Genomic DNA, 22321 nt, shown 5'->3' with positions numbered 1-22321 from the left:
TAAAAATGGGTTGTTTAAGGCCATCTGAAAAGTTTTCAGACGGCCTTTGGACATTCTTAATCAAGCTTAGAATGACCGAATACATTCGGCCTGAATGGGTATTTTTTAGCTATTGGTATTGAAATTTTCATAAAAAACATTATATTGCTGCTACTTCAAACATAAAGTGTATTGCTGATATGAAAGTTTTATTCCGTATTCTAACCATTGTTTTGTTGGCCGTGCTGGCTGTTGCTGCTTGGTATGTTTGGCAAAATAAGCAACAGCCTGCTACGCAAGTGCTGACGCGGGAAGGTGTATTAACCCAAATTCAAAATATTAACCGGCTGGAAAGTACAGCCTTTTATATTGATACCATTATTAAAACCGAAAAGAAGGGTAACTGGTATGCGTTATGGCAGGATTCGCAAACCGGTTTGTTTATTGCCCAAGGGCGGGTATTGGCTGGGTTGGATCTGAATAAATTGACGGCTGAGAATGTGAATGTGGTTGGCAATAAGGTGATTATCAGCTTGCCGCCGGTTGAAATACTCAGTGTGAATCTCGACAATATTGATGTGTATGATATTAAAACGGGCTCGCTCGGATTGCATCCGATTGATAAGGGCGTGTTTCAAACCGTGCAGGAACAGGCCAAAAAACAAGTATTGGCAAGTGCTTGCAAAGCCGATATTCTCTCTCATGCACAAATTCAGGCTCAGCAACAGCTTGAAACCCTATTTGCGCTGACACAAACCAATGTGTCTGTTTATCCTGCCGCGTTGCCACCATGCAAGGCGGCTTGATGTTAACTTTGAAAAGGAAATGGTATGTCTCAAGTCACTTTACAGGGTAATCCTGTTGAAGTAAGCGGTACTTTTTTGGAAAAAGGCCAAACGGCACCGGAATTTAAATTAACCGCCGGTGATTTATCGGATAAAGGTTTGGCTGATTTTGCGGGCAAACGTAAAGTTCTGAATATTTTCCCGAGTGTGGATACCGGTGTTTGCGCACAATCCGTGCGTACATTTAATGAAAAAGCGGCTACCTTGAATAATGCCGTGGTATTGTGTATTTCAGCCGATCTGCCTTTTGCGCAAGCCCGCTTTTGTGGTGCGGAAGGTATTGAAAATGTGGTGATGTTATCGACTTTCCGCAGTGCATTTGCTCAAGATTACGGTGTTTTGCTGGCAGACAGCCCATTGAAAGGATTGACTGCCCGTTCAGTTGTGGTATTGGATGAAAACAACCAAGTGCTGCATAGCGAATTGGTGAGTGAAATTGCTCAAGAACCTAATTATGAAGCAGCATTAGCGGTATTGTAAGATTTGTTATTTATTGGGGCCGTCTGAAAAAACCGTGATTTTCAGACGGCCTTAATCTTGATAAGATGCCTGCTTTAAGCAATCAGCGCATAACATGAAAAGAGAGCTATGATGGGGCGGTATATCCTGCAACGTTTGTTATTGTTGATTCCCACTTTATTGGGAATTTTGGCAGTAACATTTGCCGTTATCCAGTTTGTGCCCGGTGGCCCTGTGGAGCAGATGGTTCAACAGCTGACACAAGGCGGGGGCGGGGGTGAAGTAGCTGCCAACGCCGGCGGCGGTATGTTAAAACGCAGCGGCGGCTTGGGGGCGGATGAAATGGCCGCGCTCAATGCACTCTATGGCTTTGATAAACCGCCGTTGACCCGTTTTGTCGAAATGGTCGGTCGGTTTGCCCGTTTTGATTTGGGTGAGAGTTTTTTTCATCATCAAACCGTATTTGAGTTGGTAAAAGAAAAAATGCCGGTATCGATGAGTTTGGGCTTATGGACGTTTCTGCTGACGTATCTTATCTGTATTCCGTTGGGGATTATGAAAGCGGTACGCGACGGTTCCCGATTTGATGCGGTGTCGGGTATGGTGATTTTGGTCGGCTATGCCATTCCGCCTTTTGTTTTGGGCTTGGTGCTGTTGGTATTGTTTGGCGGCGGCAGTTTCTTTGCTTGGTTTCCGCAGGGCGGATTGGTGAGTGATGATTGGGAAAGTTTGAGTTTCGGCGGAAAAATTGCTGATTATTTGTGGCATATCGCTTTGCCGGTAACCGCTTCGGTGGCGGGTAATTTGGCGGTGATGACGGTGTTGACTAAAAATGTATTTTTGGAAGAAATCCGTCGTCAATATGTTTATACCGCCCGTGCCAAAGGTCTACCCGAGCGTCAGATTTTAATGAAGCATGTGTTTCGCAATGCCATGATTCCGCTGATTACCGGGTTTCCGGCAGCATTTATCGGGGCGTTTTTTACCGGTAGTTTGCTGATTGAAACGTTGTTTTCTTTAGACGGATTGGGTTTATTGTCTTATGAGGCCGTGGTGAAACGTGATTATCCGTTGGTGATGGGTACTTTATATGTGTTTACGCTGATGGGTTTGTTGGCCAAGCTATTGTCGGATATTTCTTATTCCTGGGTTGATCCGCGTATTCATTTTGGTGGGCAGAGCGGTAAAGGCTGATGGGTGAATAGGCGGGTTATCATTTGAAGCCTTAAGGCCGTCTGAAAAAAGGAAATAAGAACGGGGCAGCGTTTGATTCTTGCCTTTATTGGTTTGATTTATAAAAGCATTAGTGTGATTTCGGCATGAAATTATTATGCGGGAATTACCACAAATAGGCGTAAAAAGCAGGTGTGGGCTTGCAGTTTGTCTGTTTTGCCCATATCCTGTGTTTAACGACGTATTGTTTACGTTATCCTTAAAGGAAATTTTTAAATGAAAAATAAATTCTTAGCTTTGGCTGCACTTGCAGCACTTGCAGTAGGCGTAAATGCTTATGCGGCTAAAGAGATTAAAGTAGCTTCCAATAACACACCTTACACAGAAGAAAACGTACAAAAGCTTGCTTCTACTGCGGTAAGCATGGGCGTAAAAGAGCCGGTGAGCTTGAGTTTGAGTGGTGGTAATTTGAGCGTTTCCGGTAGCAGCGATACCAAATGTACTTTTAAAGTCGGTAGTGGTGATACACCGAAAATCCAAGGTGTAAGCTGTAAATAATTTTTTGATAAAACAAAGCCCTTGAGCAGTTTATGCTCAAGGGCTTTGTTTTTGGGTCGTAGCATTTACCGACTGCCGGAATATGCCAGGTATTATTTTCTACCTGCTTCAACTTGAATAGTTAATAAGACTGTTTTGGTTATGCCGATATCAACCAAATAATCCATACCCCAAAGGGTACGGTCTATGTTGGTAGTAAAATCACCGCCGCATGTTAGGGTTTTTAAAATAGGATTATCATAACAGTTGAATTTCTGAGCAGTGAGTCTGACAGGGTGGGTTTGCCCTCTCATGGTCAGATTGCCGTCTACCGAAGCCAATTTATCTCCCTTAAAGTTGAATTTTCTGGAAACAAAACGGATCTGGGGATGTTGGGCTGTATTAAAGAAATCCGCCCCTTGTAAATGACGGGTCAGTTGGGGGCTTCCGGTATGAATAGAATTTGCGGGAATAGAAATATCGATGGAGCCGGTATGTTTGTTTTGATCAAATTCCAATTGGCCGGTTAATCCGTAAAAACCGCCAACATTTGTGCTGGTCTTGAAGTGATCAATACTGAATCGGGCGTTGGTATGATCAGGATCTATTTGATAAGTGGCCGCTAAAGCCGTTGAAGATAAAACGGAAACAATAAGCACAGATAAGATTTTTTTCATTTGTTTCTCCTCTTTTCTTTTTTTGTGATGAGCAAAAAAATATTTTAGTCAATCTTATGGTAAATCCAATAGCTATAATAATTATTTTTTGTATGATTTTGTTATGGTCTGTATTAAGACTTACTTTCTCCTTCATAACTGCGCTGGCTATAGGGCTGCATCAGTTTTTCACTAATAAAGTCAATAAAGCTGCGTACTTTGGCACTCAGGTATTGGCGATCGGCGTAGGCGGCATAAAGCGGGTGGGAAGGCATTTCATAAGCAGGCAGCAGCCTAACCAGTTTGCCGGTATCAATGTCGTTGTAAACCAAGCAATCGGGTACATATCCGATGCCAAGTCCGGCCATAATCATTTGGTGCACCATTGTGCTGTTATTACTGCTGAAAACCGGCTTAAGGTGTATATCCTCGCCTTTGCTTTTCTGAGTATCTTGGTTGGGATAAAGCGTTTTGATGCGCATATCGGCATAGCTAGGCAATACTGCAGGGCAGTTTTCCGCTTCGCTGATGTTTCGGGGCAGGCCGTGGCGGGCAATAAAATCGGCTGAAGCACACAATAGCATATGTATCGTACCGAGACGGCGGACAATCAATGAAGATGCGGGAAAATCAGATGCCCGCAAAGCCAAATCGAATCCCTCGCCGACGAGATCGCTGTGGCGGTTATCCAGCTCTACTTCTAAAGTAATATCGGGGTATAGTTCTGCGTATTCGGTGAGCCATTGGGAAAACATTGGCGAGGCAAACCATACCGGTGCAGTGATGCGCAATAAGCCTTGTGCATGGGCAACGCCGGAAGCGGCTTTTTGCGCCGCTTGTTCTAAAGTATCCAGTGCGTAGGCACATTGGCGGAAATATTCGTTTCCTGCTTCGGTGAGGCTTAGGCTGCGGGTATTGCGCAATAATAATTTGGCACCAATGCTTTCTTCCAAATGGCGTACATGTTTGCTGACCATCGCGGCAGATAAATCCATTCGGTCGGCGGCTTTGGTAAAACTACCGTTTTCTACCACTTGGCGGAAAACTTTCATGCTTAAAAAAGTATCCAAAACATGTTCCTTCTACTATGAAATGATTGCCGGCCGTTTCAGACGGCCTGCTCAGTGTATTGTATATTGCCTGATTTGAGCGTTTTTAAATTATTCGTTTTTATAAAATAAGTATTTTGCTGATTTTATATGAAATACCTTGCTGATTCATAGGGTGTAAGTATGATTATAATAGGCCGTCTGAAAAATTTCAGACGGCCTATTATATATAAAATCTAAAAGGCAAAACCATTTATAATCATTGCTATTATAACTTTGGTTAATTTATTTGAAATCTACTTGTGTATATATTTCCCCATTATTCTGGATATTCATGGTTTTATTGTATTAGCCGTTAGATAAAATTCAGATAATTTAAGCCTGCTTGCAATCTTATTAAGACGGCCTTATTATCAAAAACCTCTTTTTCTTTACGATTTGCCGGATTTCCTTATGCAGAATATTCAAGAATATGTACGCCAAACCGCCACCGCTGCCAAACAAGCATTCTATACGCTGGCCGGAGCATCTACCGCCCAAAAAAACGCCACATTGTTATTGTTGGCAGAATTAATCGAGCAACATCAAAACGAGATTTTAGAGGCAAACGCACTGGATTTGGAAAACGCGGAAGCCAAAGGCTTGGATGCCGCCTTGCTCGACCGCTTGAAACTCACCGAAAAAACCATTGCCGGCATGAGCGAAGGCTTGCGGCAGATTGTCGCCCTGCCTGATCCCGTGGGAGAAATGGATGAATTCCGTTTGCGTCCCAACGGCTTGCAAATCGGCAAAATGCGCGTGCCGCTCGGCGTAATCGGCATTATTTACGAATCGCGCCCGAATGTAACCGTTGATGCAGCCGCTTTGTGTTTGAAATCCGGCAATGCCTGCATTTTGCGCGGCGGTAGCGAAGCCTTTAACAGCAATATGGCGATTGCCAAACTGATTACTCAGGCATTGCTAGAAAACGGCCTGCCTGCGGGCGCAGTGAGCCTGATAGAAAATACCAGCCGCGAAAGCGTCGGCGCCATGCTGCAATCGCCCGATTTGATTGATGTGATTATCCCGCGCGGCGGAAAGTCATTGGTTGCCCGCATCAGCAGCGAAGCACGGGTGCCCGTGATTAAGCACCTCGACGGCATCTGTCATGTTTATATCGATAAAGCCGCCGACACCCAAAAAGCCGTTGATATCGCATTCAATGCCAAAACCTCGCGCTACGGCACCTGCAACACCATGGAAACCTTATTGGTACATCAGGATAGGGCGGCCGAGATATTGCCCTTATTGGCCGAAAAATACCGTGAAAAAGGGGTTGAGCTGCGCGGTTGCGATAGAACACTTACCATATTAAATAATATTAAAGCCGCTTCCCCCGAAGATTGGGACACCGAATATTTAGCCCCTGTTTTAGCGGTTAAAGTGGTCGACAGCCTAAACGACGCAATGGCACATATTAACCTGCACGGCAGCCATCATACCGACAGTATTGTGACCGAATCTTATACCGATGCCCAAATATTCCTACGCATGGTTGATAGTGCCAGCGTAATGGTGAACGCCAGTACCCGTTTTGCCGACGGCTTTGAATACGGATTAGGCGCGGAAATCGGCATTTCAACCGATAAAATCCATGTACGCGGTCCGGTGGGTTTGAATGGTTTGACTTCTCAGAAATGGGTTGTATTGGGGAACGGGCAGGTGAGAAGTTAGGGTTTTATTGATTGGTGGTGTTTATTGAATTAGGCCGTCTGAAAAAGTTTCAGACGGCCTGCTGCTAATTAGTATGGAAGATAGCGGTTTAAAACTGTTTGGTATGTATTAAAGTGGATAAATCATAACCCTGTTCTTGAGCCTGCTTTAAATAAGCCTGATAAACCGCCTCATCCATTTGCGGTTTGCGCGAGAGTATCCATAAATATTTTCTATCCGGCTGGCCTACCATTGCCGTTTCATAGTTTTCATCTAAAGCCATAACCCAATAAGGTGCTTTACCGATAGGCAGCCAACGCAATGCTTTAGGCATAAACGTTACGCTTAATTTACTATTGGCTTCATTTTGCGGCTTTGCTAATCCCTCTGCTTCCGACCAACTGCCGTTATCCGCCAAACAACGGTTAATCACGCGAATAGTACCGTTGGCATTGGGAATATAAGTTGCAGAAACATTAGCAGCACATTGTTTTTGATAGGGCATGGGCAGGCGGGCAATTTCATACCACTTTCCGGAATATTTTGCCAAATCAACTTCGGCAACCGTTTCCAAAGCAGGTAAATCATCCGCCAAAACCACTGCTGCCGATAAGGCGATAGTTGCTGAAAATAGCAATCGAATATTCATTTTACAACTCCTTAATAAATAATAATAATTCAATGGAGTGAAACATTTTTAGAATAGCATGATTGAAGTGAACTGTCTCAAAATAGTGATGTTTATATATGATATGGTTTTGTTTGATAAAAGGCCGTCTGAAAAAGTTTCAGACGGCTTGATGATTGAATATGTAGGGGCGGATTGCATATCCGCCCGCTGTTTATGAATAGGCAAGTGTTGGGATGTGTTGATAGGGTTTTAGCTCAAGCGGTTTGTTGTTTGTTTTATAGTGGGCACTGCCGACACGGGCGGATATATAATCCGCCCCTACAAAGGGCGGTGAATGGTTGCCGGATTGGTATTGCCAAAATATTTAATGCCGTCTGAAGATTGTTTTCAGACGGCCTTGATGATTGATAAAGGGTGGGTGTGATTGGATTATTTTGAATGGGTGCTTGCGGGATAAAACCTTTGTAGGGTGTGAGGCGCAAGCCACGCACGCGGCTTGTTGGGATTCAGGCAACGCGTGCGTGCCGATGGCACACACCCTACGCTTGCTGCGCTTTATCCCGCTGGAACAAATGGAAGCCGAAGGTTATGGCGATTTGATTAGTAAAGTACGCTAAATATTGAAGATTGGATTAATGGTTTAAACACCATATAAGGCCGTCTGAAAGATAATGTTGATCTGACCCCCAAATCTTGGACAAACATAAAAGCCTTTTCAGGCTGCCTTTTCGAGCTGGGTTCTGTATGCCACAGGACTCAGCTTTTTCAATTTCAAACTACATCTGTCATGATTGTAGTATCGTATATAGTCATCTATTGTCTGCATCAGCTCTGTTGTCGAAAGTTTGCCTTCTTGATAAAAGCATTCCGTCTTCAGTATCGCAAAGAAGCTTTCCATCGGTGCATTGTCCCAACAATTGCCTTTACGCGACATACTCTTCACTATGCCGTGTTCCGCCAACGTGCGGCGGTAAGCTTCCGTACGGTATAGCACACCTTGATCGGAATGCAGCAGCACTTTATCTGCCTTTGTCAGTTTGCAGACCGCATCATTCAGCATTCTTTCCACCATCTCGCTGTTCGGGCGACGGCTCATCGCATAAGCGACGATTTCGCGGTTAAATACATCCAATATCGGTGACAGATACAGTTTACCATTGCTGCACTTGAATTCGGTGGCATCTGTCAGCCATTTCTCATTGGGTTTTTGCGCCTCAAAGCGGCGGTTCAGAATATTATCCGACGGTTCTCCCATTGCCGGATGGCGGTAGGCTTTTTTCGGACGCACTTTGGCTTTCAATTGCAGCAGTTTCATCAAACGGGCAACCTTTTTCTTATTCCATGACAAAGTGGCGGCAATCCGCCTGTATCCGTAACGCCCTTGATGGCGGGCATAAACTTCGGCAACGGTAGCTTTGTCCTGTTCGTCCGGATCGGGTCGGCCGTGGTGGTAATAAAAGCTGCTTTTGGGCAGTGCAGCACTGTGCAGCAGGTATTTAAGCGGATGTTTTGCCCTCAGTGCTTGGACGGCTTCGCTTTTTTGGCGACCGCTTCTTTCTGCCTGAGGGCTTTTAATTCCTTTAGATAGTCGTTCTCCGCCCGCATATAGCGCAACTCTTCGATTAGTTCCGCCTGTGTTTTTTCGTGGTCGGGTTTATCGACGATAAAGGGGTTTTTGCGTTTGATGATCATAATGGCCTGCGGATGCTCAAGTGCGCGGATGCCGCCTTGGTTGTATGCGGCTATCCAACGGCGTAAATGGGTACGGGAAATATTAAAGTGATCGGCAGTACGCTGTTGGCTGCGTACGCGCTGATAATATTGTACGGCTTGGTATTTAAAGTCTAATGTATATTTGCTCATAAGAAAACTGCACCTTAATGGGTTGGAGGAGTGTCCAACTTTTGGGGTGCAGTTCATGTTTCAGACGGCCTTAAATAATTAAAACCATATAAAGTAATCGGCACGGGTAACACAGTTGCTACGCTTGCTTGTGGTATAAAATCTTTGTAGCAATTGTTATATTTACTTGTTTTTATTTTTTATAAAATTATAATAATAATTATAGTTTTTATTGCAATTACAAAGGAATAAAATGGCTTATATATCTCAATATAATTTTAGTAGATTAATTGCTGATCCAGAGACTGTCTTTGGTAATTTTGGTTTGAAAATAGAAGATATTCAGCATAAAGATGTTTATGAAGATAAAGTAATTGATTGGTTTACTAATTTAGAAAAAGCTAGGTTGTACTTGTGTAAAATATTATTAACTGATTCTGATCATCCATTGAATAAAGAGATAAAAACTCATAAATGGTTAAAAATCAAAACAGAAGATTTTTACAAAACAGCTTTAGAACCAAAAAAACCAAGATTTCATGAGAATAATCATTGTGAATGGCTTCAGAAAGATTATATAAATTATAACCTTCCTGTTGATTTTTTAGGTAAATATGGTAAGGAAGGAGTAAGAAAATTTCGAGATTGGTTTAAAACGAAGGTTAATGAGGAAAATTATTATCAGAGCCCGAAAGAGTGGCTTGAAAATGGAATGCAATCTAAATTTTTAGCTCAAGTAGAATTAAAATGGGGTAGGGTTGATTGGACTCGCTTTAGTAAAGAGATTTATACAAATAGTGGTCCAATAGCATTGGATAATCATAACTTATCTAAGTTGAAAAAGAAGATTGATGAATTATTGCGCAAATTTGATTCATGGTATAAAAGTTTAACTACAAATGAAAAAAATATAATTGATTCTATAAAAAATAATTATTGTGAAAGTAAAGGCTTAGCAGAGGAGTTTAAAGACTTAGCAGGGGAGTTTAAAGAAAAATTCAAATATCCTATGCAGGATTTATTACTCATTTATTACTATGAAACCGCTATGAATTCAAATTTATCAATCAAAGATAGTTCTATTCTTGAGGAGCTAGGATTTCTTCCTTGTAAGGTTTGTGCAGCTTCTAAACAAATTTCAAATACTCCTACAATAGAAAATGCCGATAATAGTGAGGTGGATATTATATCTAGTGAAAAATCTAATTTAAATATTGAAGATATTGCCACAGATATTTATGGCTGGAGTAAAGGGGGAGATATTTCGGCTGCAGATTGGATAGAAATGAATAGTTATGATAGATAATATAATTTAAATGTTTATTTTCATATAGATGGTGGAGAATGGTTGCCGTATTTGTATTGTTAATATTCAAGGCCGTCTGAAGATTGTTTTTCAGGGCCTTATTTTTGATAAAGGGGGGGATTATTTTGAATTGGTGCTTGCGGGATAAAACCTTTGTAGGGTGTGAGGCGCAAGCCACGCACGCGGATTATCGGGATTCGGGCAACGCGTGCGTGCCGATGGCACACATCCTACGCTTGCTAAGTGAGAGTGAGTTAGCTTTTTAAAATAAGTTTGCTTATTATTTTATAGTTTTTAATTGTTCTGCATAAAATCTAAAGGAAATTAAAATTAATTTTCTTTAGATTTTATAACTAAATATGTCAGGGTTAGAGTGCAAATAACTGTGAGTAAAACATGCTGCTTTAAATTTTTGTCATTTATATTGACAGATATTTCTGGATTTCCATCGTCATCATAAAAAAACATTCCTATATCGTTACCTTGCCATTGAGGATGGTTTTTGATTATTTTATTTTTAAAAATATCTTTTAAACTATCCAACAATGAGTTATCTATTCCATTAGATGATTCATTAATTAAATGATGTGCAATTTTATTTCTGATTCTATTTAATTTCTTTGCAATATCAAAAACTTCTTGTGGAAGTCCTAAATTACTTGCAATTTGTAATTTAGTCCAAAATCCTACTTGTGTATTTTCAAAAAAATCTTCTCTATTACAATTTGCGTAAATCCAAGATTCTAGTATCCGTTCAAAAAATAGATGCATACGTAATGTCGATCCTACTTCATCAGGTGTTTTTAATGCATCTTTAATGATATTGAAAGAAGTATAATCTGAAAAATTTGAATTTTTTATAAATAGATCAAAATTAAAATTTGGTGCGTTCATGTTATTTCCATTGATTTATAAAAATTAAAATTTAATCACTCACTCCCAAACAACAACCCTTCTTTAATCCCCCGAATCTTATCCCTTAAAACCGCCGCTTCTTCAAACTGTAAATCTCGTGCCGCTTGTTGCATGGCTTTTTCGAGTTTGGCGATTTCTTTTAAGGCGTCTTCTTCATTGTGGATTTCGCCGATTTTTACTTTGTCTTTTTTGCCCCTGCCTTTGCCTTTTCTGCCGGCTTCGTCGTGATATACGCCGTCGATAATGTCTTTTACCTGTTTGTTAATCTGTTTCGGTACGATGCCGTGTTCTTCGTTGAATTTAATTTGTTTTTCGCGGCGGCGTTCGGTTTCGTCTATGGCGGCTTTCATAGAATCGGTGATTTTGTCGGCATAGAGGATGGCGAGGCCGTTGACGTTGCGGGCGGCACGGCCGATGGTTTGAATCAGGCTGCGGTGGCTGCGTAGGAAGCCTTCTTTGTCGGCATCTAAAATGGCGACCAGGGAAACTTCGGGAATATCCAAGCCTTCGCGCAATAGGTTGATGCCGACTAAAACGTCGAACAGCCCTAAGCGTAAATCACGGATGATTTCTACGCGCTCTACGGTGTCGATATCGCTATGCAGATAGCGCACTTTGATGCCGAGTTCGCTGTAATAGTCGGTGAGCTGTTCGGCCATGCGTTTGGTGAGGGTGGTCACGAGTACGCGTTCGCCTTTTTCGATGCGCAGGTGGATTTCGCTGAGCAGGTCGTCCACTTGAGTGCCGACGGGGCGAATTTCGATTTGGGGGTCGACCAATCCGGTGGGGCGGACGACTTGTTCGACCACTTGGCCGGCGTGTTCGGCTTCGTATTTGGCGGGGGTGGCGGATACGAATATGGTTTGCGGCATGATTTTTTCAAATTCATGGAATTTGAGCGGGCGGTTGTCGCGGGCGGAGGGCAGGCGGAAGCCATAGTCGACCAGGTTTTGTTTGCGGCTGGCGTCGCCTTTATACATGCCGCCGATTTGGGTGACGGTAACGTGGCTTTCGTCGATAAACATAATGGCGTTATCGGGCAGATAGTCCATCAGGGTGGGGGGCGGTTCGCCTTCTTTTTTGCCGGAAAAGTGGCGGGAATAGTTTTCGATGCCTTTGCAAAAGCCCATTTCGTAGAGCATTTCGAGGTCGAAGCGGGTGCGTTGTTCGATGCGTTGGGTTTCGACGGGGCGGTTTTCTTTGGTGTAGAAGTCGATGCGCTCGCGCAATTCTTGTTTGATGCTTTCGCAGGCGCGTAATACGGTTTCGCGCGGGGTTACATAATGGCTGGAGGGGAAAACGGTGTAGCGGCCGACACGTTGCAGGCTGCCGCCGGTGAGCGGGTCGAAAAGGTCGAGGCGGTCGATTTCGTCGTCAAACAGGCTGATGCGCAGGGCGTTGTCGGAGCTTTCGGCGGGGTACACGTCGATAACGTCGCCGCGCACGCGGAACGAACCGCGCTTGAAATCTGTTTCGCCGCGTTCGTATTGCATGGAAACGAGGGTGGAAATAATGTCGCGCTGTTCGATGGTATCGCCTTCTTTAACGGATAAAACCATTTGTTGGTATTCGGTGGGGTCGCCGATACCGTAGATGGCGGAAACGGTGGCGACGATAATTACATCGTCGCGGGTCATGAGGTTTTTGGTGGCGGAAAGGCGCATCTGTTCGATGTGCTCATTAATGGCGGAGTCTTTTTCAATAAACAGATCGCGGCTGGGTACATAGGCTTCGGGCTGATAATAGTCGTAGTATGAAACGAAATATTCCACCGCGTTTTCGGGGAAAAATTCGCGCATTTCGGCGTAAAGCTGGGCGGCAAGGGTTTTGTTGTGCGCCATAATAATGGCGGGGCGGCCGCTTTGGGCAATTACATTGGCCATGGTGTAGGTTTTGCCCGAACCGGTTACGCCGAGCAGGGTTTGGTAGGCGAGGCCGTCTGAAAGCCCTTCGAGTAGGCCGGCAATGGCGGTGGGCTGGTCGCCGGCGGGCGGGAACGGCTGGTGTAGTTTAAACGGGGAGTTTTCGTATTGGATAACTTGCATAGCGCGCTTTGATGTGATGGCGGAAACTTTAGATTATATCGCCAAGCAAGCTGATGATTCTAGGGCGTTGGCGGATGGGGAGCGGGAAAGATGGCCGGCCGGTAAAGTATTGCAAATTATGGCAAGGATGGGATTGTGTGCGTATTCTCTGCGGACGGTGAAATAGTGGGATGGGTATTGACGGTTTTCAGACGGCCTGAGTATTGCGGGCAGGCTGTTTGGTAAGATTTAATGCATTTTTGCAACGGTTGGCTAAGATGGGAAATAAGTGGCGGCGGTTTAAGATAAATCAATATTTAAAAAACTTTTATATGCTTACTGAATACAAAGGTATTTATTTTAAATAAATATGTCAAAACATATTTGAACTTTAACCTTTTATGCTTATCTTAGAGTGAATGCTTTATCAGACCATGCTGCCAATGTTTGCATATTATTACTGAAAAAGGTTGGTAAAAAGATGCATTAAAAGCTAAAATCGGCACGTATTTTTCCCGAAAAATTTTAAAACCATAATAACGGAGTTGAAAAAATGACCGCTAAAGGACAAATGTTACAAGATCCTTTTTTAAATGCTTTAAGAAGAGAGCATGTGCCGGTTTCCATTTATTTGGTAAACGGCATTAAATTGCAGGGGCAAGTTGAATCGTTCGACCAATATGTTGTTTTGTTGCGTAACACATCCGTAACACAAATGGTCTACAAACATGCGATTTCCACCATTGTTCCTGCCCGCGCAGTGAGTTTGCAGCATGAAAACAAACAGCAGGGTGCTGCACCTGTACAGGTCGAAACAGGCCAACCTACCGCCTAACAGCGGGTACGGAAAATACCTTACCTTTTATCGGTAAGGTATTTTTTATCGTTTTTTTTCAGACGGCCTTGTTATGTATTTAACCAATATTCTGCCTTTTGCCCATTATTTGTTGTCGAATGCCGTGAAGCCGGGTGATACGGTTATCGACGGCACCGCAGGCAACGGCCATGATACGCTGGCCTTGGCGCAAATGGTGGGGGCTAACGGCAAGGTTTGGGCATTTGATATACAGGCGCAGGCTTTGGCGCAAACTGCCGCCCGTTTGGATCAGGCTGGGGCGCGGGCGCAGGTGGCCTACATTCAGGCAGGCCATGAACGGCTGGCAGATTATGTTGCCGAACCGATTACTGCTGCCATTTTCAATTTCGGCTGGTTGCCGGGCGGGGATAAAACATTAACGACACAGGCCGATACCAGTATCCGCGCACTGGAATCGGCTTTGCATTTATTGAAAAGCGGCGGATTGTTGGCGGCGGTATTGTATCCGGGGCATGAAGCAGGGAATAGGGAGGCCGCAGCAGTGGAGCAGTGGGCGGCTTTATTGCCACAACAGCAGTATAGCGTATTAAAATATGGTTTTATTAACCGCCGCAATCAGCCGCCTTATCTGCTGGCTGCTGAAAAGCTGAAATAAAACATAGTGATGAAATATATTTTATGCAGCTAGCTTTTTATTTGCTATGATTCCGCCTTTGCAGATAGCGCGCTTGGTGGGATACCACAACCAATATAAGAAATATTTTATGCAATATTTAATCGTTAAACACAGCCACATTACTTTTGTAGTGCTTACTATTTTCCTATTCAATTTGCGTTTCTGGTTACGTTTTATCCGTCCGGAAAAACCATTGCCGAAAATTTTAAAAGTAATTCCGCATATCAATGATACGCTGCTGTTGTTTACCGGCCTTTGGCTGATGAAAATCACCCACTTCACCCCGTTTGCAAATGCCAATTGGCTGGGTGTGAAGCTATTGATTTTGCTGGCTTATATCTTTTTAGGTGGAATGACTTTCCGCGCTATACCGCGCAGTACAAGATCATGGCTGGGTTATGTGTTGTCGATGGTGTGCGTGTTTTCCATTGTTTATTTAGCATTAAATAAACCGTTTTAAGGCCGTCTGAATTATGGCAAAACCTTTTCGCCATACTGCCGTGATTGCATTGGGCAGTAATCTGGAAGACCCTGCGGAGCAGGTACGTTCGGCATTGGCGGTTATCGGCGCCCATCCGCATATTGAAATCCAGCGGGTGTCTTCACTGTATATCACGGCGCCGGTGGGCTATACCGGGCAGCCTGATTTTGTAAATGCCGTTTGTATAATAGCAACCGATTTGGGCAGTCATGCATTGCTGGCGGTGTTAAACGGTATCGAACACGATTTCGGCAGGGTGCGTAGTTTTCGCAATGCCCCGCGCACGCTGGATTTGGATATGATTGATTACGACGGCGAAAGCAGCGATGATCCGAATCTGACTTTGCCGCACCCGCGCGCACACGAGCGCAGTTTTGTGATGCGCCCTTTGGCCGAGATTGCTCCGGATTTTATATTGGGCGCGCATGGCACGGCTGCCGAATTGTCGGCCGCATTGGGCGACGACGGCATCCGCATCATGGAACCAAACCCATAGGCAAAACGGTCGAAAAGCATGCCGCCAAATATGCGCTTAAACCGATGGCTTTGGCAGTTAAGATAAAATTTTTAATTTCAAGCGGCTAACAGGCCGTCTGAATATTGTTAAACAGGCAGTTATAGGAAAGAGCATTAAATATGCATCATCGTTATATTGTAGTGGAAGGGTCTATCGGCAGCGGTAAATCGGCACTCAGCCGCCGCTTGGCAGAATATTTTGACGCCTTACATCTCACCGAAAGCCCCGAACGCAATCCTTTTTTGGAACAGTTTTATCTGAATGCGGCCAACCACGGCTTGGCAACCGAGCTTTATTTTTTAATGCGCCGTGCCGAAGCCGTTGATTTGATTAATGCCGAAGAAGAAAAAAACGAGCGTATTATTGCCGATTTCCTATTGGAAAAAGATCAGATTTTTGTGCCGGTGGTGCTTAACGGCAGCGATCCGGCCAACGAGCAAACCCTGTTTTGGCAGATGAAGCGCAAAGTGATGCCCGAATATCCCGTGCCTGATTTGGTGATTTATTTGCAAACCTCCGATGAAAACGCCCAAAAGCGTTTGCAAAAAAACGGCAGCGGTATGCTCAATTTATTCCCGTCCGGCTATTTGGGGCAGATTCAAGATGAATACCGCCGCTTTTTCCATCTCTATCAAAATGCGCCCTTGCTGATTGCCAATGCCGACGAATTGGACTTTATCAACAACGATGATCATTTTGAAATGCTGTTGCGCGCCATGAGCGATATGCAGGGCAGCCGCCATTATTTGAATTTGAGCGAAAGCTAAACTGAGTCTTGTGTTTATTTTCCGGTATCAATAATACGGCGTATAGGATTGAATGATTCGGTTTGAAACCATATCATTTTGTTTACTTTTGTTTTTCAGACGGCCTCTTTTATGAATAAAGAATTACTCGGGATTATTTTTCTGCCTGCCGGCGTAATCAGTATGAGTATGGCCGGTTTGTGGCAAATGTATGTGATGATGACGGAAACCTATACCCTCAACCGTTTTAAAGACAGGCAGTTGATGTGGGTGGTAACGGCCTTGTTTTTCAGCTTTAGTTTAGCGGTTTATTGGTTTTGCCCGAATGCGCGGAAAAAAGGCATTATTTTTGCCATTCTTTCGGTTGGCGGGGCATTGATGTATTTCTTGGCTAAAGCTTGGCTGCCATTTAAATAAAGCCGAATGATATTGGTTCGATATTTACAGGCCGTCTGAAATCATGTGTCTTCAGACGGCTTTTTAGCAATATTATGCGGTGCTAAATGGTTTCTTATGTAATTTCAATCAATTCGAGCTGTATTACACGGCTTCCCGCTATCTACCTTCTTTACAGCATAAAACCTTTATTATATATTGCTTAAGAATCGGCTAAGCAATACTACACTGGAGCCGTTAACCCGAATATCAATCCAAACGGAAGCCGCACAAGCGGTTGCCGGATGTTTCAAGAGGAGACACTTATATGACTGCCAATGCAGCAGAACGCGTACAACACGAAGGCTTGCGTGCCAAAATTATGTCGGCCGAACAGGCGGCAAGCTTTATTAAAGACGGCATGAATGTCGGCATCAGTGGCTTTACCGGTGCCGGCTACCCGAAAGCCGTTCCGGCCGCTTTAGCCAAACAAATGGAAGAAGCCCACGAGCGTGGCGAACAATTTACCATCGGTATGTTAACCGGTGCCTCTACCGCAGCCGATTGCGACGGCGTTTTGGCACAAGCCAAAGGCGTTCATTTCCGTACCCCTTTCCAATCAGATCCCACCTTGCGCAACAGCATTAATGCCGGCGAAGTAAATTATGTCGATATGCATTTATCGCATGTAGAACAACAAGTTCGCTTTGGTTTTTACGGCAAAATGGATGTTGCCCTGATTGAAATCACCGGTATTCTGCCCGATGGCCGCATTATTCCTTCTATGGGTGTCGGCACCAACAACGAATGGATGAAAGCCGCCGATAAAATCATTCTCGAAGTAAACAGCCGCCAACACATTCTGCTGGAAGGCATGCACGATATCCACCCTGATATCGGCACCCCGCCAAACCGTAAGCCGATTCCGTTGGAAAAACCCGACGGCCGTATCGGTAGCCCTTATTTTGATATCGATTTAAGCAAAGTTGTGGCCGTTGTGGTTACCGATTTGCCCGATCGTAACAGCAAATTTGCCGATCCCGACGAAAACTCCAAACGCATTGCTTCGCAAATTATCGACTTCTTCTCGCACGAAGTAAAAGCAGGCCGCCTGCCTGCCAACCTGTTGCCGCTGCAATCAGGTGTCGGTAACGTCGCCAACGCCGTATTGGCCGGCCTGCAAGACAGCCCGTTTGAAAACCTTTACGGCTATACCGAAGTATTGCAAGACGGTATGCTTGATTTGATTTTGAACGGCAAAATGGTTTCCGCTTCGGCAACCGCATTGTCATTCAGCCCGGAAGCTCTGCAACGTTTTAATGACAATATCGAAAGCTTACGCAGCAAAATCATTCTGCGTCCGCAAGAAGTCACCAACCATCCCGAATTAATCCGCCGCTTGGGCGTGATCGGCATGAACGCCATGATCGAAGCCGATATTTTCGGTAACGTAAACTCTACCCATGTGATGGGTACGCGCATGATGAACGGTATCGGCGGCTCCGGCGACTTTACCCGTAATGCGTTCTGGTCGTTCTTCGTGAGTCCGTCTGTAGCCAAAGACGGTAAGATTTCATGTATCGTACCGATGGTTTCCCACCACGACCACACCGAACACGATGTTATGTTTATCGTAACCGAGCAGGGTATGGCCGACTTACGCGGTAAAGCACCGCGCCAACGTGCCAAACTGATTATTGAAAACTGTGCACATCCGGACTATCGCGATATGTTGAGAGACTATCTCGACCGCGCCGAAAAAGCCGGCGGCCTGCATACGCCGCATATGCTCAACGAAGCGCTTTCATGGCACCAACGCTTCGTAGAAACCGGTGATATGAGAGTTAAATAATGATTAAATAATATAAACTTATAAATAAACCCTTCGAAGCTATATTCGAAGGGTTTTAGCTTTGATAGATAAGAAACGAAACCTTTAACATAATTTATCTTATTTAAACAATTGAATCATATTGAGTATTATCATTTTGGACCTATAATAATAAAAGCAGTAGTGCTGCAATCCCACCTCCATACCATTCAGTTCACTTAGGAGTAACTATGAAACAAGATTTTGAAAGCCAAAAAGATGCATTGATGAAAGAAGTTCGTTCAGTATTAAATGATGTTGAAGAGCTTTATAAAAGTGGCGTAGATAACGGTACTGAAGAAGCCAAAGCATTGAAAGCCAAATTACAAGACAAATTAAGCTCTGCTAAATCAAAATTATCTGATTTTGAAGATCAAGCTGCAAGAAAAGTAAAACATACAGCCAAACAAGCTGATGAATTGATTCAAGACAAACCTTATTATGCAATGGGTTTTGCCGCATTAGCCGGCTTGGTTGTCGGTGTATTGTTGAACCGCCGTTAATCTTAGCAATAAAGGCCGTCTGAAAAAGCCTTTCAGACGGCCTTTAAATATTGTCTTGTACCCTACAAGCAATCAATACCTATTTAAGATAATTTGATATCTATGCCGGCATAAATGTCATGCTATATTTGGTCATGCCCATATCCGAATTGAAGTCACGCCGGTAAAAATAGATTATAATTTTTAGGCATATATAACTATGCCGTATAGCCGCCGTTATTTTCAGACGGCCTTTATACCTTAAACAAAGGATAATCATGAGCTTGAAACAAAAATTCAGCCACATGCAAATACTACTTAACCAAGGCGCCGATTTATTGGTTTTACGCTTGCGAATGCTGCAAATTGATTTAAGCGAACAGGCCGCCAGCATCGTTAAAATTTTTGCGGCAGTCGTGTTAATGGGTGCATTATTTGTTTTAAGCATGATCAGCCTATTGCTTGGCCTGAATTATGTATTAGACGATCAGGTTAAAATTTGGACGTTTTTCGGTATTGCCGCAGCATGTTTACTGATGATTATCTGTATGGTTTTTTGGGCTGTTTCATCATGGAAAAAGAGAAATGCCCAAGTTGTCGCCACATTACGCGATATTCAGGAAGATTTGGCTTATTTATCCGGCAAAACAAAAGAGCAAAAAATACAGCAACAAATAGGAGAAAAAGATGGCGAATAAATCCGAACAACGTCAATTGTTGGAATTAGAAGCCGACTTAATGCGTTTGAAAATTACCGCACAACATTTAAAAATGAAAAAAGCCAACGAACAGCACAGTAGCTTGGATACTATTTTAGGACTAACTGATATTATTCCGACCCATCACCTTTTAAGAAAAAGCCTGTTGTTGCCGCTGGGTTGGAAAAACCGTTTATTGGCCGGTGCAGCTTATTTACTTTGGAAAATGAAGAAATAAATAAGCACATTTATCCAATGATTGTTCTTTATAAAAAAGGCCGTCTGAAAAATGTTTTCAGACGGCCTTTTGTCTTACCTGCGAATAGTGTAATAAATATATCGGATTACAACGGCCAATGTAGGGCAGGATGGCTTTCAATCACGGTTTTGAATTGGTTTTGAATCCGTTTAATGGCTTCTTCGCTGTCTGCTTCGAAACGCAACACCAAAACCGGCGTGGTATTGGAAGCACGCATTAGCCCGAAGCCATCTGAAAACTCTACCCGCATGCCGTCGATAGTGATGATTTCGGAAACGCCTTCGAATTGTGCCGTTTGGGATAGCGATTCAATAATCTGATGACCATTGCTGCCTTCGGGCAGTTTGATATTGATTTCGGGAGTGGAAATGTTTTGTGGCAGTGCATTAAGTATGGCGGAAGGATTGTCGCTAGCGGATAAGATTTCCAATAGTCGGCAGCCGGCATAAAGGCCGTCGTCGAAACCTAACCAACGCTCTTTAAAGAATGTATGACCGCTCATTTCTCCGGCCAGCAAAGCCTGATTTTTTTTCATCGAAGATTTGATAAAGCTGTGGCCGGTTTTTTCCATAATCGGCTGGCCGCCGTGTTGCTTAATCCAAGGCGCCAGCAGGCGGGTAGATTTCACATCGAAAATTACTTTGGCACCGGCATTACGGCTGAGAACATCTTGAGCAAACAGCATTAATTGGCGGTCGGGGTAGATAATATTGCCTTCTTTGGTGACTACGCCCAAACGGTCGCCATCGCCATCGAAAGCAAGGCCGATTTCGGCATCGCTGTTTTTTAATTCACGAATGACATCTTGTAGATTTTCAGGCTTGGCCGGATCGGGGTGATGATTGGGGAAGTGACCGTCTACGTCGCAGAATAGTTCGGTTACGCTGCAACCGAGTGCGCGGTAGAGATTGCCGGCAAAAGCTCCGGCCACACCGTTGCCCGCATCAATAACGATATTCATCGGGCGTTTCAGTTTGATATGGCCGGTAATATAATTTTGATATTGTTCGGCAATATTTTGTTCGGTAACCGCGCCTTTCTGGCCGTCTGAAACAAACTGGTCTTGTTGGATAATGGCCAATAATTCCTGAATGGCTTCTCCTGCCAACGTGCTGCCGCCAAGCATCATTTTAAAGCCGTTATAGTCAGGCGGATTGTGGCTGCCGGTAATCATCACACCGCTACCGTCACATTCTTGTACCGCAGCAAAATAAAGCATCGGTGTGGCTACCATGCCGATATTCAATACATTGATACCGCTTTCGGTTAAACCACGGCAAAGCTCAGCCATTAATTCAGGCCCGCTTAAACGACCGTCTCTGCCGACTGCGATTTTAGTAATGCCTTGTTGAACAGCTTTGGCAGCAATGGCTTTACCAATAAGATAAGCCGCTTCATTAGTGAGGGTTTTGCCGACGATACCTCTAATGTCATAAGCTTTAAAAATATCCGGTGCAATATTTGCCATAAAGAATACCTTTGGTTGACTAGGATGTTAAGAATTACATTTTGTTCGGGAAATAACTGATTTTATGCAATTCTAATATAGAGAGGAGAGAAATTTTTTAAAATTGTAACATACCGCTATTGAATAAAAAGAGCGATTAACTTTTGAGTGTATGATAAAAGCAGATAAATATTGAGGCCGTCTGAAACGTTTTCAGACGGCCTCAATATTTATCTGCTAATTTGGTATGGATTATACCATTTCCAAGAGTTTTTCCGTGTCGATAATGGTCGCAAATTCTTTATTCAGGTTTGCCAATGTTACTTGGTGAACGGTTTCGGCATCAAAATGTTCGCCATTGATGCCGGTAATGTCGAAGGTTGCCGTCGCATCTGATATTAAATAAGTGTGATAGCCATAATTGCCGGCCATTCTTGTGGTGGTAGATACGCAATGGTTGGTGGTAAGCCCGACGATAACAAGATGAGTAATCCCTTGTTTATCTAATTGAGCTTTGAGGTCTGTGCCGATAAAAGCACTATTCACTTCTTTGGTAATAACCGGTTCGCCTGACAATGGTTTGACTAAATCTTTAATTTCAAAACCGGGATGTGATTTGTGTAGTAAAGAATCCGGGTTTTGTGAGCTGTGGGTAATATGAAAAACAGGCAATTTGAGCTCTCGCCATTTTGCCAATATACGGGCGCAATTTTCTTCTGCATGACGGTTGTTTCTGTTACCACCCCAAAATGCTTCGTTATCAAATCCTTTTTGGATATCAATGAGTATTAAAGCGGTGTTGTTATCTTTTAAGTTCATTTTTTCACCTTCATTTATATTGGCTT

At 43.6% G+C, this 22321-nt stretch carries 26 protein-coding genes; 17 read left to right on the top strand and 9 right to left on the bottom strand.

What is annotated here, in order from left to right:
• Positions 1 to 179: 179 nt before the first annotated feature.
• The 4 genes from D0T92_RS08420 (at position 180) to D0T92_RS08405 (ending at position 3014) form a co-directional block, all read left to right on the top strand.
• Positions 180 to 785, top strand: coding sequence for a DUF4230 domain-containing protein (locus D0T92_RS08420; protein ID WP_151051948.1), 606 nt, complete (start codon positions 180 to 182; stop codon positions 783 to 785).
• A gap of 24 nt (positions 786 to 809) precedes the next feature.
• The gene (tpx, locus tag D0T92_RS08415; protein WP_151051946.1) at positions 810 to 1304 is read left to right on the top strand and encodes a thiol peroxidase; all 495 of its coding nucleotides are present in this window, start codon (positions 810 to 812) and stop codon (positions 1302 to 1304) included.
• Between the two features lie 111 nt (positions 1305 to 1415).
• Entirely contained in the window at positions 1416 to 2477 is a 1062-nt protein-coding gene (locus D0T92_RS08410; protein ID WP_151053035.1) for an ABC transporter permease subunit, read from the top strand.
• 255 nt (positions 2478 to 2732) lie between these two features.
• The gene (locus D0T92_RS08405; RefSeq protein WP_151051944.1) at positions 2733 to 3014 is read left to right on the top strand and encodes a hypothetical protein; all 282 of its coding nucleotides are present in this window, start codon (positions 2733 to 2735) and stop codon (positions 3012 to 3014) included.
• Positions 3015 to 3106: 92 nt separating this feature from the next.
• Here D0T92_RS08405 and D0T92_RS08400 read toward each other — a convergent pair whose 3' ends face one another.
• Both D0T92_RS08400 and D0T92_RS08395 read right to left on the bottom strand, forming a co-directional pair.
• Positions 3107 to 3670: a YceI family protein gene (locus tag D0T92_RS08400; RefSeq protein ID WP_151051942.1), complete on the bottom strand. Its 564-nt coding sequence runs from the start codon at positions 3668 to 3670 to the stop codon at positions 3107 to 3109.
• A 113-nt stretch (positions 3671 to 3783) separates the two neighbouring features.
• Positions 3784 to 4719 (bottom strand): LysR family transcriptional regulator, encoded by a 936-nt coding sequence (locus D0T92_RS08395; protein WP_191963629.1) that lies wholly within the window; start codon positions 4717 to 4719, stop codon positions 3784 to 3786.
• Between the two features lie 432 nt (positions 4720 to 5151).
• Between D0T92_RS08395 and D0T92_RS08390 the strand changes: the two genes are divergently transcribed.
• Positions 5152 to 6411: a glutamate-5-semialdehyde dehydrogenase gene (locus D0T92_RS08390; RefSeq protein ID WP_151051940.1), complete on the top strand. Its 1260-nt coding sequence runs from the start codon at positions 5152 to 5154 to the stop codon at positions 6409 to 6411.
• Between the two features lie 88 nt (positions 6412 to 6499).
• Here the strand turns inward: D0T92_RS08390 and D0T92_RS08385 are convergent, their stop codons facing one another.
• The gene (locus D0T92_RS08385) at positions 6500 to 7039 is read right to left on the bottom strand and encodes a lipocalin family protein (protein WP_151051938.1); all 540 of its coding nucleotides are present in this window, start codon (positions 7037 to 7039) and stop codon (positions 6500 to 6502) included.
• Between the two features lie 428 nt (positions 7040 to 7467).
• Between D0T92_RS08385 and D0T92_RS11415 the strand changes: the two genes are divergently transcribed.
• Positions 7468 to 7638: a hypothetical protein gene (locus D0T92_RS11415; RefSeq protein WP_191963628.1), complete on the top strand. Its 171-nt coding sequence runs from the start codon at positions 7468 to 7470 to the stop codon at positions 7636 to 7638.
• A 98-nt stretch (positions 7639 to 7736) separates the two neighbouring features.
• Here D0T92_RS11415 and D0T92_RS08380 read toward each other — a convergent pair whose 3' ends face one another.
• On the bottom strand, positions 7737 to 8510 hold the full coding sequence (locus D0T92_RS08380) for an IS3 family transposase (RefSeq protein WP_263641704.1): 774 nt from the start codon (positions 8508 to 8510) through the stop codon (positions 7737 to 7739).
• A gap of 26 nt (positions 8511 to 8536) precedes the next feature.
• On the bottom strand, positions 8537 to 8884 hold the full coding sequence (locus D0T92_RS08375) for a helix-turn-helix domain-containing protein (protein WP_151049971.1): 348 nt from the start codon (positions 8882 to 8884) through the stop codon (positions 8537 to 8539).
• A 232-nt stretch (positions 8885 to 9116) separates the two neighbouring features.
• Between D0T92_RS08375 and D0T92_RS08370 the strand changes: the two genes are divergently transcribed.
• Positions 9117 to 10169 (top strand): hypothetical protein, encoded by a 1053-nt coding sequence (locus D0T92_RS08370; RefSeq protein WP_151051936.1) that lies wholly within the window; start codon positions 9117 to 9119, stop codon positions 10167 to 10169.
• Between the two features lie 330 nt (positions 10170 to 10499).
• On the opposite strand, the gene D0T92_RS11410 is transcribed toward D0T92_RS08370, so the two are convergent.
• The gene (locus D0T92_RS11410) at positions 10500 to 11063 is read right to left on the bottom strand and encodes a hypothetical protein (RefSeq protein WP_191963627.1); all 564 of its coding nucleotides are present in this window, start codon (positions 11061 to 11063) and stop codon (positions 10500 to 10502) included.
• A 35-nt stretch (positions 11064 to 11098) separates the two neighbouring features.
• Entirely contained in the window at positions 11099 to 13129 is a 2031-nt protein-coding gene (gene uvrB / locus D0T92_RS08360; protein WP_151051934.1) for an excinuclease ABC subunit UvrB, read from the bottom strand.
• Positions 13130 to 13661: 532 nt separating this feature from the next.
• Between uvrB and hfq the strand changes: the two genes are divergently transcribed.
• The 10 genes from hfq to D0T92_RS08310 all read left to right on the top strand — a co-directional run bounded on the left by hfq (position 13662) and on the right by D0T92_RS08310 (position 20008).
• Entirely contained in the window at positions 13662 to 13943 is a 282-nt protein-coding gene (hfq, locus tag D0T92_RS08355; RefSeq protein WP_151051932.1) for an RNA chaperone Hfq, read from the top strand.
• 73 nt (positions 13944 to 14016) lie between these two features.
• Complete coding sequence (locus tag D0T92_RS08350) at positions 14017 to 14580, top strand: tRNA (mnm(5)s(2)U34)-methyltransferase (RefSeq protein ID WP_151051930.1); 564 nt, start codon at positions 14017 to 14019, stop codon at positions 14578 to 14580.
• Between the two features lie 109 nt (positions 14581 to 14689).
• Positions 14690 to 15061, top strand: a complete 372-nt coding sequence (locus D0T92_RS08345) for a SirB2 family protein (RefSeq protein WP_151051928.1) — start codon at positions 14690 to 14692, stop codon at positions 15059 to 15061.
• 13 nt (positions 15062 to 15074) lie between these two features.
• Positions 15075 to 15578, top strand: a complete 504-nt coding sequence (gene folK, locus D0T92_RS08340; protein ID WP_151051926.1) for a 2-amino-4-hydroxy-6-hydroxymethyldihydropteridine diphosphokinase — start codon at positions 15075 to 15077, stop codon at positions 15576 to 15578.
• Between the two features lie 140 nt (positions 15579 to 15718).
• A complete protein-coding gene (locus D0T92_RS08335; RefSeq protein ID WP_151051924.1) occupies positions 15719 to 16366 on the top strand; it encodes a deoxynucleoside kinase in 648 nt (215 codons plus the stop codon).
• Positions 16367 to 16477: 111 nt separating this feature from the next.
• Entirely contained in the window at positions 16478 to 16762 is a 285-nt protein-coding gene (locus D0T92_RS08330; protein WP_151051922.1) for a hypothetical protein, read from the top strand.
• A 286-nt stretch (positions 16763 to 17048) separates the two neighbouring features.
• Complete coding sequence (locus tag D0T92_RS08325; protein ID WP_151051920.1) at positions 17049 to 18572, top strand: acetyl-CoA hydrolase/transferase family protein; 1524 nt, start codon at positions 17049 to 17051, stop codon at positions 18570 to 18572.
• A 209-nt stretch (positions 18573 to 18781) separates the two neighbouring features.
• On the top strand, positions 18782 to 19093 hold the full coding sequence (locus D0T92_RS08320) for a DUF883 family protein (RefSeq protein WP_151051918.1): 312 nt from the start codon (positions 18782 to 18784) through the stop codon (positions 19091 to 19093).
• 257 nt (positions 19094 to 19350) lie between these two features.
• Complete coding sequence (locus D0T92_RS08315) at positions 19351 to 19770, top strand: phage holin family protein (RefSeq protein WP_151051916.1); 420 nt, start codon at positions 19351 to 19353, stop codon at positions 19768 to 19770.
• Positions 19760 to 20008 carry a hypothetical protein gene (locus tag D0T92_RS08310; RefSeq protein ID WP_151051914.1) on the top strand — a complete coding sequence of 83 codons (249 nt, stop codon included), beginning with the start codon at positions 19760 to 19762 and terminating at the stop codon, positions 20006 to 20008. Before D0T92_RS08315 ends, D0T92_RS08310 begins: the two co-directional genes overlap by 11 nt.
• Positions 20009 to 20114: 106 nt before the next feature.
• On the opposite strand, the gene D0T92_RS08305 is transcribed toward D0T92_RS08310, so the two are convergent.
• Both D0T92_RS08305 and D0T92_RS08300 read right to left on the bottom strand, forming a co-directional pair.
• Complete coding sequence (locus tag D0T92_RS08305; protein WP_151051911.1) at positions 20115 to 21497, bottom strand: phosphomannomutase/phosphoglucomutase; 1383 nt, start codon at positions 21495 to 21497, stop codon at positions 20115 to 20117.
• A gap of 231 nt (positions 21498 to 21728) precedes the next feature.
• Positions 21729 to 22295: a cysteine hydrolase family protein gene (locus D0T92_RS08300; RefSeq protein WP_151051909.1), complete on the bottom strand. Its 567-nt coding sequence runs from the start codon at positions 22293 to 22295 to the stop codon at positions 21729 to 21731.
• Positions 22296 to 22321 lie beyond the last annotated feature (26 nt).

The organism is Neisseria zalophi (genome assembly GCF_008807015.1).
In the GTDB taxonomy this organism is placed as follows: Bacteria; Pseudomonadota; Gammaproteobacteria; order Burkholderiales; family Neisseriaceae; genus Neisseria; species Neisseria zalophi.
This window is presented reverse-complemented; position numbering and strand designations above follow the sequence as displayed.